The organism is Janibacter endophyticus (genome assembly GCF_016888335.1).
GTDB classification, from domain to species: domain Bacteria; phylum Actinomycetota; class Actinomycetes; order Actinomycetales; family Dermatophilaceae; genus Marihabitans; species Marihabitans endophyticum.
On sequence record NZ_JAFEJG010000004.1, the window covers coordinates 100,835 to 113,768 of the forward strand.

The 12,934-nt window shown below is 70.6% G+C and carries 12 protein-coding genes and 2 tRNA genes; 5 read left to right on the plus strand and 9 right to left on the minus strand.

Annotated features, from left to right (window positions below):
• Positions 1-7 precede the first annotated feature (7 nt).
• The 5 genes from JNO54_RS00525 to JNO54_RS00545 all read right to left on the minus strand — a co-directional run bounded on the left by JNO54_RS00525 (position 8) and on the right by JNO54_RS00545 (position 6,354).
• Positions 8-847 (minus strand): glutamate ABC transporter substrate-binding protein, encoded by an 840-nt coding sequence (locus JNO54_RS00525; RefSeq protein WP_204142131.1) that lies wholly within the window; start codon positions 845-847, stop codon positions 8-10.
• A 57-nt stretch (positions 848-904) separates the two neighbouring features.
• Complete coding sequence (locus tag JNO54_RS00530; protein WP_204142132.1) at positions 905-1,645, minus strand: amino acid ABC transporter ATP-binding protein; 741 nt, start codon at positions 1,643-1,645, stop codon at positions 905-907.
• Positions 1,646-1,805: 160 nt separating this feature from the next.
• A complete protein-coding gene (locus JNO54_RS00535) occupies positions 1,806-3,551 on the minus strand; it encodes a S8 family serine peptidase (RefSeq protein WP_204142133.1) in 1,746 nt (581 codons plus the stop codon).
• Between the two features lie 184 nt (positions 3,552-3,735).
• On the minus strand, positions 3,736-4,998 hold the full coding sequence (locus JNO54_RS00540; protein WP_204142134.1) for an acyl-CoA dehydrogenase family protein: 1,263 nt from the start codon (positions 4,996-4,998) through the stop codon (positions 3,736-3,738).
• Between the two features lie 27 nt (positions 4,999-5,025).
• Positions 5,026-6,354 (minus strand): acyl-CoA dehydrogenase family protein, encoded by a 1,329-nt coding sequence (locus JNO54_RS00545; RefSeq protein ID WP_204142135.1) that lies wholly within the window; start codon positions 6,352-6,354, stop codon positions 5,026-5,028.
• A gap of 200 nt (positions 6,355-6,554) precedes the next feature.
• Between JNO54_RS00545 and JNO54_RS00550 the strand changes: the two genes are divergently transcribed.
• Entirely contained in the window at positions 6,555-6,773 is a 219-nt protein-coding gene (locus JNO54_RS00550; protein ID WP_204144752.1) for a hypothetical protein, read from the plus strand.
• Between the two features lie 75 nt (positions 6,774-6,848).
• Here the strand turns inward: JNO54_RS00550 and JNO54_RS00555 are convergent, their stop codons facing one another.
• The 3 genes from JNO54_RS00555 to JNO54_RS00565 all read right to left on the minus strand — a co-directional run bounded on the left by JNO54_RS00555 (position 6,849) and on the right by JNO54_RS00565 (position 9,440).
• Positions 6,849-8,690 carry a phosphoenolpyruvate carboxykinase (GTP) gene (locus tag JNO54_RS00555; protein WP_307817987.1) on the minus strand — a complete coding sequence of 614 codons (1,842 nt, stop codon included), beginning with the start codon at positions 8,688-8,690 and terminating at the stop codon, positions 6,849-6,851.
• A 278-nt stretch (positions 8,691-8,968) separates the two neighbouring features.
• Positions 8,969-9,280, minus strand: a complete 312-nt coding sequence (gene cutA / locus JNO54_RS00560) for a divalent-cation tolerance protein CutA (protein WP_204142136.1) — start codon at positions 9,278-9,280, stop codon at positions 8,969-8,971.
• Between the two features lie 87 nt (positions 9,281-9,367).
• A tRNA-Arg gene (locus tag JNO54_RS00565) sits at positions 9,368-9,440 on the minus strand.
• 384 nt (positions 9,441-9,824) lie between these two features.
• Here JNO54_RS00565 and JNO54_RS00570 point away from each other — a divergent pair.
• The 4 genes from JNO54_RS00570 to JNO54_RS00585 are packed head-to-tail and all read left to right on the plus strand — an operon-like array spanning position 9,825 to position 12,787.
• Positions 9,825-10,226, plus strand: a complete 402-nt coding sequence (locus JNO54_RS00570; protein ID WP_204142137.1) for a TOBE domain-containing protein — start codon at positions 9,825-9,827, stop codon at positions 10,224-10,226.
• Positions 10,223-10,981 (plus strand): molybdate ABC transporter substrate-binding protein, encoded by a 759-nt coding sequence (gene modA, locus JNO54_RS00575; RefSeq protein WP_204142138.1) that lies wholly within the window; start codon positions 10,223-10,225, stop codon positions 10,979-10,981. The genes JNO54_RS00570 and modA overlap by 4 nt, the downstream gene beginning before the upstream one ends.
• A complete protein-coding gene (locus JNO54_RS00580) occupies positions 10,968-11,753 on the plus strand; it encodes an ABC transporter permease (RefSeq protein ID WP_233703131.1) in 786 nt (261 codons plus the stop codon). Before modA ends, JNO54_RS00580 begins: the two co-directional genes overlap by 14 nt.
• Positions 11,750-12,787 (plus strand): ABC transporter ATP-binding protein, encoded by a 1,038-nt coding sequence (locus JNO54_RS00585; protein ID WP_307817988.1) that lies wholly within the window; start codon positions 11,750-11,752, stop codon positions 12,785-12,787. The genes JNO54_RS00580 and JNO54_RS00585 overlap by 4 nt, the downstream gene beginning before the upstream one ends.
• A 50-nt stretch (positions 12,788-12,837) precedes the next feature.
• On the opposite strand, the gene JNO54_RS00590 is transcribed toward JNO54_RS00585, so the two are convergent.
• A tRNA-Ser gene (locus JNO54_RS00590) sits at positions 12,838-12,928 on the minus strand.
• Positions 12,929-12,934: the final 6 nt, after the last annotated feature.

Genomic DNA, 12,934 nt, shown 5'->3' on the forward strand with positions numbered 1-12,934 from the left:
GGTCAGGTCAGGAGCAGGCGTCCGCCTCGGGCGGGTTCACCTTCGTGTCGACCTCGAAGCCGGCCGGGCCGAAGTTCGCGTCGACGGCCTTCTGCCACTCGCCGTCGTCGACCATCTTCTTCAGCGCCGCGTTGATGTCCTCGCAGAGCTGGGTATCGCCCTTCTTGATGCCGACGCCGTAGCGCTCCTCGGAGAAGGTGTTGCCGACGACCTTGAGCTTGCCCTTGTACTGCTCCTGCGAGGCGTACCCGGCAAGGATCGTGTTGTCGGTGGTCAGCGCGTCGAGCTGGCCGTTGACAAGACCGTCGAGGCACTCCGAGTAGGTGTCGAACTCGCGGAGCTGGACGCCCGGCACCTCCTCCTGGACGTTCTTGGCGGAGGTCGAGCCCGAGACGGAGCAAAGACGCTTGCCGTCGAGGTCGTCGACCCCGGAGATGTCGGAGTCGGAGGCGACGAGGAGGTCCTGACCGGCGATGAAGTACGGGCCGGCGAAGGAGACCTTCTCCTTGCGCTCGTCGGTGATCGAGTACGTCGCGAAGATCATGTCGACCTGGCCGGTCTCGATGAGCGTCTCGCGCTGGGGGCTCGGCGACTGGACGAACTCGGGCGTCTTGCCGAGCTCCTTGGCCACGTAGTTCGCGACGTCGACGTCGAAGCCGGAGTAGCTGCCGCCCTCCTGGAAGCCCAGGCCCGGCTGGTCGAACTTGATGCCGACCTTGACGGTCTCGCCGCCACCGCCACCCGCGCCTGCGTCGCCGCTGCCGCCGTCGCTGTCGTCACCGCAGGCCGAGAGGCCGAGAGCCAGCACCGCCGCGGAAGCCAGTGCCATGAGTCGTCGCTGCTTCATCGTTTTCTCCTTGATCGGACCACCGGCGGTGGTCATGGGGGTCGGGCTGGTCAGGGGTCAGTGGGTGAGGATCTTCCCGAGGAAGTCCTTGGCGCGCTCGCTCTTCGGGTTCGTGAAGAACTCCTCGGGCTCGGCCTGCTCGACGATCTCGCCCTCGTCCATGAAGATCACGCGGTCGGCGGCCTTGCGGGCGAAGCCCATCTCGTGGGTGACGACGATCATCGTCATCCCGGACCTCGCGAGGCCGACCATGACGTCGAGCACCTCGTTGATCATCTCGGGGTCGAGCGCGGAGGTCGGCTCGTCGAAGAGCATGACCTTGGGGTCCATCGCGAGCGCGCGGGCGATCGCGACGCGTTGCTGCTGACCGCCGGAGAGCTGCGCGGGGTACTTCGCCGCCTGGTGCGCGACGCCGACCCGTTCGAGGAGCTCCTTGGCGCGCGCCTGTGCCTCCGCCTTCTTCTGGCCGCGGACCTTCATCGGGCCGAGGGTGACGTTGTCGAGGATCGTCTTGTGCGCGAAGAGGTTGAAGGACTGGAAGACCATGCCGACGTCGGCGCGCAGCCGGGCCAGCGCCTTGCCCTCCTGCGGGAGCGGCTGCCCGTCGATGGTGATCGAGCCGGACTCGAAGGTCTCGAGGCGGTTGATCGTCCGGCAGAGCGTCGACTTGCCGGACCCCGACGGACCGATGACGACGACGACCTCGCCGTGCCCGATGGTCAGGTCGATGTCCTTGAGGACGTGGAGGTCCCCGAAGTGCTTGTTGACGCCTTCGAGGACGACGAGCGGCTCTGCCATGCCAAGAACCTAGCCAGGGCTGCCTCCGAGACGAAGGACCCGACAGACCGATGTGACCCAAGCGAGACCTTCGGGCTCACCCCTTCGTCGTGCCGGAGGACAGGCGAAGGGGGACGGCCGCCGCCAGGCAACCGTCCCCCTTCGTCGTCGCTGACCTCGGTCAGCCCGTGTGGGTCACGGCCTTGTAGGCGTTGACGATGCCGTCGCCGTAGAAGCCGTTGAAGTCGGCGTCACCGACGCACTCGGCGTTGTAGGCGGCGGGGATCTCCGGGTAGTCGAAGAGCCGCGGCTCGGGGCAGGCCTTGTCACGGGCGCTGTCCATGAGGATCTGACGGGTCCGGTCGGCGTCGAGGCCGAAGCCGGCCTTGCCGTTGACCTTGCCGTGGGCCGAGACGATGAGGGCGCTGACGCCGGCCGCGTGCGGCGAGGCCATCGAGGTGCCCTGGTAGTACTCGTAGTAGCCGCACTGCTCACCCTTGCCGGGGACGGTCTGGCAGTCCTTGAGGACCCAGCCCTCGCCGTAGGGGGTGATGTTGCCGTCCTCGTCGATGGAGCCCTCGGCGAGCGCGACGTTGCGCGGGATCGACGAGAGGATGAGGTTGCCGGGCGTCATGAACTTGTCGGTGCCCGGGTAGTCGCGGTAGTCACCACCGGGGGCGCTGACCTCGATCTCGCCGGAGCTGAGGTCGGTCGTGTAGTTCGAGAAGTACGCCTTGCGCTCGCTCGGGCCGACCGCGGAGACGCCGATGACGTGCGGGCCCTCGACCGGCAGGTCGTAGCAGCTCGCGTTGTCGATGGTGCGCGGGTGCTCGTTGCCCTCGGGGTAGTTCGGGCTCGAGGTGTCCATGCTCGGGTTGGCGAGGTCCTCGGCGGAGTTGCCGAGGGCGCCGACGAGGGTGACGTCCTTGGCGTGCGCGTAGCGCAGGGCGCGGCTCATCGCCTCGATCGTCATGTTCTGCGCCTCGGCCTCCTCCGGGGAGTCCTCCGGCGCGCCGTCGACGCAGTTGAAGGCCCACGGGTCGACGTAGAAGCTCATGTTGACGACGTCGAGCCCCTTGTCGGCGGAGTAGGTCAGCGCGTCGACGACCGGGCCGAGGAAGAAGTAGCCCGCGTCCTGGCCGGCGCGGACGTTGACGATCGACGCGGTCGGGGCGACACCCGAGACGCCGACGCCGTTCTTCGCCGCACCGACGGTGCCCGCGACGTGCGTGCCGTGGCCGCCCTCGTCGACGGTGGCCGGGTCGACGCAGGACTCGACCTCGCAGGGGCCGTCGATGGCCGGGATGTCGGTGACGAAGTTGCGCGAGAGCTTGCGGTCGAAGTTCGGCGCGATGTCCGGGTGGGTGGCGTCCACGCCGGTGTCCATGATGCCGACCTTGACGCGCTTGTCGCCGGTCTCGATCGCGTGCGCCTCGGGGGCGTCGATCATGTCCATGCCCCACAGCAGCGGGTCGAGGGTGTCGGTCGCGCCCTTCTTGCCCTTCTTGGAGTGGGCGCTCTTGCCGTGGCTGTTGCCCGGGCCGGCCAGGCGGGGGCGCTCGGTCGTGTCCTTGGCGGGACGGTTCGGCGAGCGGCCGACGATGCCCTCGGACGAGGCGCCGAAGACGCCCTTGAGGGCGCGCGCCTTCTTCACGAAACCGGCGTCCTTGCTCGTGACGGTGACGAGGCCGATCTGCTCGTTGACCGAGGTGATCGTGGCGCCCTGGGCCTTGAGCTTCGCGGCGAGCGCCTTGGCGCTGCCACCGCGCTCGGCCAGGACGACGTAGCTGTCGGCGGTGGCGGCCGAGCTCGAGGTGGCGACGGCCGACGTGGCGCTCGTCGCGGACTGGGCGCTGGCCGTGGAGGCCAGGCCGGTGACACCGAGGGCAGTGGCCCCGACGAGTGCCAGGAGCTTGTTGTGACGCATGGATTGTCCTCCCGTGAGCAGGCCGGCTGTGTGTCGGCCCCCGTCGAGGCTATGGACGCGCCCCGTCGCCCGCGACACCCCTTCGGTCAAGGTTTGGTCAGTTCTTGACCAGGGACGGGTCAACCACGACGAAGGGGTGAGCCCACCGGATCGGCGGGCTCACCCCCGTCGAGGCTCGGGTCGACTACCTGAGCTCCTTGCTCGAGTAGCCGAGGACGCGGCGGGCGACGACGAGCAGCTGGATCTGCTGCGTGCCCTCGAAGATGTCGAGGATCTTGGAGTCGCGCGCCCACTTCTCGAGCAGCTCGGTCTCGGCGTAGCCGGTGGCCCCCGCGAGCTCGACGCAGGCAAGGGCGACGTTGACGCAGGTGCGTCCCGCCTTCGCCTTGGCCATCGAGGCCTCCATGGAGTTCGGCCTGCCGTTGTCGGCCATCCAGGCCGCGCGCAGGGTCAGGAGGTAGGCAGCCTGGTAGTCGGCCTCCATCTGGAGCAGCTTGGCGGCGGCGGCCGGCTGGACCTGCGCGGGCCGGTCCGGGTCGGCGACGACGCCGGCCTCCGCGAGCAGCTCCGTCGTCTTGTCGAGGCTCGCCCGGGTCAGACCGAGCGCCATCGCCGCGACGAGCGGGCGGGTGTTGTCGAAGGTCTGCATCGCGCCGCCGAAGCCGCCCTCGATCTTGATCTCCGGGTCACCGAGGAGGTCCTCGGCGGGGACGCGGCAGTCCTCGAGGGAGAAGGCGGCGGTGTCGCTCGCCCGGATCCCCAGCTTGTGCTCGAGCCGGACCAGCTTCATCCCCGGGTTGTCCCGACGGACGACGAAGGACTTGATGGCCTGCTTGCCGAGGGAGCGGTCGAGGGTGGCCCAGACGACGACGAGCTCGGCCCGCTCGCCGGCGGTGACGAAGATCTTCTCGCCGTTGAGGACGTACTCGTCACCGTCCTTGACCGCCGTGGTGCGGATGGCGCCGGAGTCGGAGCCGACGTCGGGCTCGGTGATCGCCATCGCCGCCCACTTGCCGGCGTAGCGCGCCTTCTGCTCCTCGTTGGCGACCGCGGCGATGGCGGCGTTGCCGAGGCCCTGGCGTGGGATCGACAGGGTCAGGCCCACGTCACCCCGGCAGGTCTCGAGGATGGAGAGGACGGAGGAGAGGTTCGAGCCGTTCTTGTTGACCCGCTCCCCCTTCGCCGTGCGTCCGGAGCCGACGGCCGCGACCTCGCCCTCCTGCGCACCGTCGTCCGTGGCCCGGGTCGAGGAGGACGCACCGGCGCCCTTGGCCGCGCCGGAGGCGCTCATGCCGTCGATGACGGCCGACACGAGGTCGAGCTCGGCCGGGTACTCGTGCTCGGCGCGGTCGTACTTGCGCGAGATCGGCCAGAAGACCTCCTCGGCCATGCCACGAGCCTGCGCGACGAGCGGACGGAACTTCTTCGGAACCTCAAGATCGATCATGATTCAAGTCCTTGTCGTGTCGTGCGCTCAGACGAGCAGGGTGCCCTCGAGGAGGCCGGCGCCGCGCAGGTCGCGGTACCAGCGCTCGTTGTCGAACTCCTTGACGAAGCCGTGGCCGCCGAGCAGCTGCACGCCGTTGCTGCCGACCTGGGTGAGGTACTGGCTCGTCAGCGAGCGGGCCTGGGCGATCTCCGCGGACGCGTCCTCACCCCGGTCGAGGCGGGCGGCCGCCTTCCACACGACGAGACGCAGCGCGGCGACCTCGATCGCCATGTCGGCGACCGTGAAGGCGACAGCCTGCCGGTAGCCGATCGGCTCGCCGAAGGCCTTGCGCTCCGTGACGTACTGCGAGACGTGGTCGAGCACGGCCTGCCCGGTACCGACGGCCGCGGCCGACCACGCGAGACGAGCCCGGCGGACGGCGTCGAGGTGGTCCTCCGTCGTGCCGAGGATGTTGGCCACAGGGACCCGCACCCCGTCGAGGTGCAGACGGGCGGTCCTGCTGGCCCGGATCCCCATGGCGGGGTCGTCCTCGACCTGCAGCCCAGCCAGGCCCGCCTCGACGATGACGAGCCTCGGCTCCCCGTCGAGCAGGGCGCTGACGACGAAGAGCTCGGCGCTCTCCGCGCCCGGCACGATCGCCTTGACGCCGTCGAGGACGAGCTCGTCCCCCTCACGACGGGCGGTCGTGCGGGGCGCCAGCGGGTCGAAGAGCGGCTGCGGCTCCATGAGCGCGACCGCCGCCGCGCGCGGCGGGTTGTCACCGGTGAACTCGGGCAGGTAGGTCGCCTGCTGGTCGGCATCGCCGTAGCTCGCGATCGCCGTCGCGACGGCAGCGGGGGCCATGATCGTCGTGGCGATGCCCATGTCTCCACGGGCCAGCTCCTCGAGGACGAGCGCGGCCGTCACCGCGGAGCGCTCCTCGGCGATGCCCTCGAGCTCGGCCGGGACGCCGACGAGGTGCAGACCCATCTCCGCAGCCGCGGAGAGGACCTCGTCCGGCACCGCGCGCTCGGCGTCGGCCTTCGCGCCGGCGGGGCGGATGACCTCGTCGGCCAGCTTTCGGGCGACGCCCTGGATCATCTGCTGGTCTTCGGTGGGCGTGAGGTCGAACTGCTGCCTCGGCGTCGTCGTCGCCGCTCGCGCAGGGCCCCTCGACCCCGTCGTCTTCTGGAAGGCGCGCCCGGCCGCGGTCTGCGCCTTGAAGCCCGTGACCGCGCCCTTGTAGAGGTAGCGCTCGACCTTGGCCCGGACCGCGGGGTCCTTCAGGCCCGGCAGTCCGCCGGCCTTGGCGATGAGGCGGAGCCCGAGCCGCTGGCCCTTGTCGGCAAGCGACGTGGAGTCGGTGGAAGCCATGGGGGTGAACCCTTCTCGCGTCACGCTCGTCTGTGAGCTGGGTCCGGACGCAGCAGGGTGCCGACGCCGGTTGTCGATCCGGACAGTACCCGCTACGCGAGGTATCGGTAACCGGGCGGTAACCGTGACGTCCCGCACACCGGTCACGAGTCGACCAACCCGCTGCGGGCCCCCTTCGTCGCGCGGACTACCGTGGAGCCGTGGCGAAGACGATCCCCAAGGACAACACCGGCCTCTCGCTGGGCTACCGCTTCTTCTGGCGGATGCAGTACATCCTGCTGACCTTCATGGGTCCGGCCGACCAGGGCGGCATGCGCGACCCCCGGTTCCGGCTCCGCGCCGAGCGCACAGCCCGGGTCAACGCCGCGCGTCAGGCGCAGGGCCTCGAGCCGCTGCCCTCCGACGAACCCACCCGCTGACGCGACCCGGGCACAGACGAAGGGCGCCGACCGAGATGATCTCGGTCGGCGCCCTTCGTCGTCGTGGGGGGAGGCTCAGCCCTCGGCGGAGTCGAGGTCTGCGGCGACGCGGCGGTGCGCGGCCCAGATCTCCTCGGGGAGGCCGTCGAACTGGTTCAGGTGCTCCTCGCGGTAGCCCATCTCCTCCTGCCAGCGCGCCTTGTCGATCGTCAGCACGGTGTCGAGGTCGGCGAGGGCCTGCTCGTCGAGCCCGTCGAGGAGCAGCTCGTCCCGGGTCGGGATGACGCCGACCGGGGTCTTCTGGCCGGTGACCTCACCGTTGCGGTACTGCATGAGCCACACGAGGGGGCGGAGGTTCTCGCGGTAGCCCGGCCACAGGAAGCGACCGTCCTCGCCGCGCTGGAACCAGTTGACGTGGGCGAAGATCGGCTTGTTCTTCGCGCGGCCGATGACGTCGAGCCAGTGCTGGGCGTAGGCCGCCTCGCTGTAGCTCAGGAAGGGACGCATCGACATCGGGTCGTAGCGGAGCACGCCCTCCTTGCCGTCGGCTGCGGCGGTCGCCTCGGCGCCGAGGGTCAGGCCGTCGTAGACGCCCTCCGCGAGGTCGTCGATCGCGCGGATCAGCGGCTCACGGTCACGGGTACGACCGCCGAAGATGATGCCGTGGATCTCGACGCCGTTCGGGTCGTCGTAGTCCTTGGCGACGTTCGGGACCTGCTCGAGCGTGGTCGTGAAGCGCGAGTTCGGGTGCGCCCACGGGGCGTCGGTCTCCTCTGCGGACCGGTCGGCGATGACCTCGCCCTTCCAGTCGAGCCAGCCGTCGACGTCGGACGGCTTCGGGCCCTTGCCCTCCCACCAGACCTCGCCGCTCTTCTCGTTGTAGGCGACGTTGGTGAAGATCGCGCCCGAGCCCGGCTGGATCGAGTCGATCGCTGTCGGGTTGGTCTTCTCGTTCGTGTCCTTGGCGACGCCGAAGACGCCGTTCTCCGGGTTGAAGCCGCGCAGGACCCCCTCGTCGTCGACCCAGATCCACGCGATGTCGTCGCCGTAGAACTCGACGTAGTAGCGGTCACCCAGCGCGTCGGGGGCCAGCGTCATCGCGAGGTTGGTCTTGCCCGAGGCCGAGGGGAAGCCACCGGCGATGTTGTACCTCTTGCCGGTCTCCTTGTCCGTGATGCCCAGGAGCATGAACTGCTCGACGAGGAAGCCGTTCTTCCAGCCGTCGTAGGAGCCCTGGCGCAGACCGTGGGCGATCTTGCCGAGCAGCGCGTTGCCGCCGTAGGAGCTGCCGAAGTGCAGGATCGTGCGCTCGTCGGCGACGGTGACGAAGTTGCGCATGTCGTCAGGGGTGCCCTGCTTGAGGTTCTCGAGGTCACCGGTGACGTGGACGGCCTTGACGAAGTCGTCGCCCATGTCGTTGATGTACTCGACGCCCACGCGGGCCATGCGGATCATCTGCATGACGACGTTGCGGTTGTCCGTGAGCTCGACGCCCGCCGCGAACTTGTCGAGGTCGGAGCCCTTCGGGGCCATGAGGTAGGGGATGACGTACATCGTCTTGCCGACGAGCGCGTCCTTCATGTGTCCCTCGACGACGGGGCGGACCTCGGAGGAGGGCTTCCAGTTGTTGTACTGGCCCTTGTCCTTGGGGTCGCTCGTCGCGACGATCGTGCGCTCCTCGGAGCGCGCCGTGTCCTTGCTGAAGCTGCGGGAGTAGTACATGCCCTCACCGACCGGCTTCAGCTCGCCGGCCTCGAGAGCCTCCTCGATGAGGCGGGCGTCGTCGGAGGCACTGACGACCTCGATCCGCTCCGCGCCGGTGTGCTCTGCCCACTTCTTGACGAACTCGGCCACGGCCTGGTTCGTGAGGCCAGCCGCCTCAAGCGCCTTGTCCACATCGGCCACCGTTGTGCTCACGCTGCTCCGCCCTTCGAGGTCACCTGGCACGGTCGTACCCGGTTGCGGTCGCACCGCCCCGGTGGCCCCTGTCGCCACCGCGGTCAACGGTGCCCGCAGGTCCACTCAACCATGTCTGCGCACCCCACCCGACCCCCGGGGCCGGGATCGCCAGGAAGTGTGAGGCACTCGTCATGGCTCGCGCGTCGAGCGGTGGAAATCGCCGGTCGGACGGACGCAGAGTTGCAACTCTCTGCAAGAAGACGGCCGCTGGCGCGACGGGGCCGGCGGCCCCTTCGTCATGGCGCCGTCGACTCCCGGACCCAGTTCGCGTACCCGGGCGAAGGGATGGTGGCCACCGTGAGGATGCACGGCAGGTCGTAGGGATGCTCGCGGTCGATGCGCTCGGTGAGCTCGTCGAGGCGGGCGGCGGAGGTGTGCATCATCGCCCGGACCTCACGGTCGTGCTCGACCTCGCCCTCCCACCGGTAGACCGAGTCGATGGCGACCTGGTGGACGCAGGCCGCGAGCCGGTCGGCGACCACCGCGTCGCTGAACGCGCGCACCCAGTCCGCCGGTCCGGTGACGACGACCTCGACGACCTCGCTCATGACTGCCCCTCCGTCGGTGCGAAGCACGAAGGCCCCGGTCGGCGCATCCGCCGGCCCGAGGCCCTCGATCTCTGTCTCAACACAGAGTGCGCCCGTAGGGATTCGAACCCCAAACCTTCTGATCCGTAGTCAGATGCTCTATCCGTTGAGCTACGGGCGCTCGCTGCGCGTCAGCGCAGCGAGGCTCAACGATACAGAACCTCATCCCCCTTCGCGAAATCGTCAGCGGGGGGCGCTGCCGACCCCGACGACGCAGACCTGGCCGGCGCGTGTCGCCGGCGAGTTCCCGCGGGCGGTTCACCAGGCGGTCGGGCTGCGGCCGGACGTCGTCGAGAGCCTCACCACCACCCGCCGCCGGTACCGCGAAGGCCGGCCTCACCCCCGGGGCCCGCGCCGACGGCTGGTACTCACCACGGGCAGAGACCGAGCGCACTCCCCCCATCGCACGAGCCTTGGCTCGTGCGACGACTCGGTGGCACGGCGAACGCACGAGCCTTGGCTCGTGCGAAGGGGTCGGCGCAGGTGCGGGGATAGAGTCTCTCTCATGCCGCATCTGAGGATCAGGGAGGCCGCCGACTTCCTCGGCATCTCGGACGACACCGTCCGCCGGCTCGTCGAGGCAGGGACGCTCCCGGCCGGTCCGAGAGAGAGCTCCGCGACGGTCGATGCCGTCGCCGTGGCCGCCTACGCCCGCGAGCACCTAAGGACGCTCCCCGACCCGCTCGGCCGCGACACCTCGGCCCGCAACCGGCTCGTAGGGATCGTCACCGCGGTCACGTCCGACACCGTGATGTCGCAGGTCGAGCTGCAGTGCGGGCCCTTCCGCGTCGTGTCGCTGCTCAGCACCGAGGCCGTGCGCGAGATGGGGCTCGAGCCGGGCGTCGTGGCGGTCGCCGTCGTGAAGTCGACGCAGGTTGTCATCGAGACACCCGGGGGCAAGGCGTGAGGGCCGCCCCAGCACTCCTCGCCATCGTCCTGACGGCCGCCGCGGGCTGCTCCGGCTCGAGCACGAGCGACGACTCGCAGGCGCTCACCGTCTTCGCCGCCGCCAGCCTGCAGAAGCCCTTCGAAGAGCTCGCTCGCGACCTCGAGGCGGAGCACCCGGGGCTCAGGGTGACCCTCTCCTTCGCCGGGTCCTCCGACCTCGTCGCGCAGCTGAGCGAGGGTGCGACCGCCGACGTGCTCGCCACTGCTGATGAGACCACCATGGACAAGGCGGTCGCCGGCGGCCTCGTCACGGGGAGCCCGAGGCGCTTCGTCAGCAACACGATGACGATCTTGGTGCCGCCGGGGAACCCGGCGGGCATCACGAGCCTCGCCCACCTTGCGTCGGGGGACGCGGCCGTCGTCGTCTGCGCGCCGCAGGTCCCCTGCGGCGCTGCGACCGAGCGCATCGAGGAGGCCGCGGGCATCAGCCTCACCCCGGCCTCGGAGGAGTCCAAGGTCACCGACGTCCTCGGCAAGGTGGCCTCCGGCGAGGCCGACGCCGGGATCGTCTACGTCACCGACGCGGCCAGGTCGAGCGACGTCGAGGCCGTCGAGATCCCCGCGCAGGACAACACGACGACGCGCTACCCCGTCGTCGTGCTCGCGGACAGCAAGAACGCCGAGCTCGCCGAGGAGTTCGCTGAGCTGGTCGTCGCCGACGGCGCGGGCCAGGGCGAGGGTCGTCTCGAGGACGCCGGGTTTGCCGCGCCCTGACCGCCCCGCGCTGCCCGCCTGGGCGATCCTCCCCGCGGCCGCCGGGGGGCTGCTCGTCGCGCTGCCCGTCGCAGCGATGCTCGTCTCGATCGACCCGCGCGAGCTGCCCGCGCTGCTCACCTCACGGGCCGCCCTCGACGCGCTGTGGCTCAGCCTGCGCACCTCGGCCATGGCCACCCTGCTCTGCCTGGTCCTCGGGGTGCCGCTCGCGCTCTGCCTCTCGCGGGTCCGCGCCTTCGACAACGTCGTCGTGCGCACGCTCGTCACCCTGCCGCTCGTCCTGCCGCCCGTCGTCGCCGGGATCGCGCTGCTCGCGCTCTTCGGCCGGCAGGGGCTGCTCGGCCAGGAGCTGAACGCCCTCGGCCTGCGGGTCGCGTTCTCCACGACCGCGGTCGTGCTCGCCCAGACCTTCGTGTCGATGCCCTTCCTCGTGGTGAGTCTCGACGGGGCGCTCCGGGCGGTCGGCGACCGGCACGAAGGGGTGGCCGCCACCCTCGGCGCCTCGCCGTCCGTCGTCCTGCGGCGGGTCACGCTGCCGTTGGTCCGGCCGGCCCTGGTGTCGGGGACCGTCCTCGCCTTCGCCCGGTCGCTCGGGGAGTTCGGCGCGACCCTGACCTTCGCCGGGTCGCTCCAGGGCACGACGCGCACGCTGCCGCTCGAGATCTATCTCCAGCGCGAGCAGGACCCGCGGGCGGCCGTCGCGCTCTCCGTGCTGCTCGTCGTCGTCGCGGTCGTCGTCATGGCCGTCGCCCGCCCGGACGTGCGCCGGTGACCGGCCTGAGCGTCTCGCTCCAGGACGCCGAGCGCGACGTCGTCCTCGATCTCGACGTCCCCGCCGGCAGCACCCTCGCCGTCCTCGGTCCCAACGGCGCCGGCAAGTCCACGCTGCTCGCCGCCGTCGCGGGGACTCGTCCCGTCCCTGGGTCCGTGCGGCTCGGTGGGCACGAGCTGCAGGCGCTCCCGCCCCACCGGCGCCGCGTCCCGCTCCTCTCGCAGGACCCGTTGCTGCTGCCGCACCTCACGGTCCTCGACAACGTGGCCTTCGGACCACGCTCCGCCGGCGCCTCTCGTCACGACGCCAGGGACCGAGCACGGCGGTGGCTGGAGCGCACCGAGGTCGCTCACCTCGGCGACCGCCGCGCCACCGATCTCTCCGGCGGCCAGGCGCAGCGGGTCGCGATCGCTCGCGCTCTCGCCACGGAGCCCGCGGCGATGCTGCTCGACGAGCCGCTCTCGGCGCTGGACGTCGACGCGCGACCCGCCGTGCGGCACCTGCTCGGCGAGGTCCTCGCGGGGATCACCACGATCGTCGTGACCCATGACATCGTCGACGCCGTCCTCCTCGCCGACGACGCAGCGGTCCTCGTCGGCGGACGGCTCGTCGAGCACCGCCCGGTCCGCGACCTCGTGACCGCACCGCGGTCCCCCTTCGCCGCCCGGATCAGCGGGGTCAACCTCGTCACCGGCCGCTCCGACGGCAGCGGCGGGGTGGAGACCGACGGCGGCACCGTCGCCGGCCTGCCCGCCGAGGCTGTGGCGAAGGGGGTCGCGGTCGTCGCGACCTTCCGTCCCGAGGACGTCGCGGTCGCCCTGGCGCCCACGGGTGGGAGCCCGCGCAACGCCTTCGGCGGCACGGTGACGGCCGTCGAGCCGGCGGGGTCCGCTCTTCGCCTGCGGGTCACGACCCCCGTGGGGATGCTGCTCGCGGACCTCACCCCGGGCGCCGTCGCCGACCTGCGGATCGCCCCCGGCGCCGAGGTCCACCTCGCCGTCAAGGCCACGGCCGTGCAGGTCCAGCCTGCGTGAGGCACGACCGAGGGCCCCGCACCAGACGGTGCGAGGCCCTCGGCTCGCTGCGGAGGCGGAGGGATTTGAACCCTCGATGGGGTTGAAGCCCCAAACCGCATTAGCAGTGCGGCGCCATAGACCGGACTAGGCGACGCCTCCAGACAA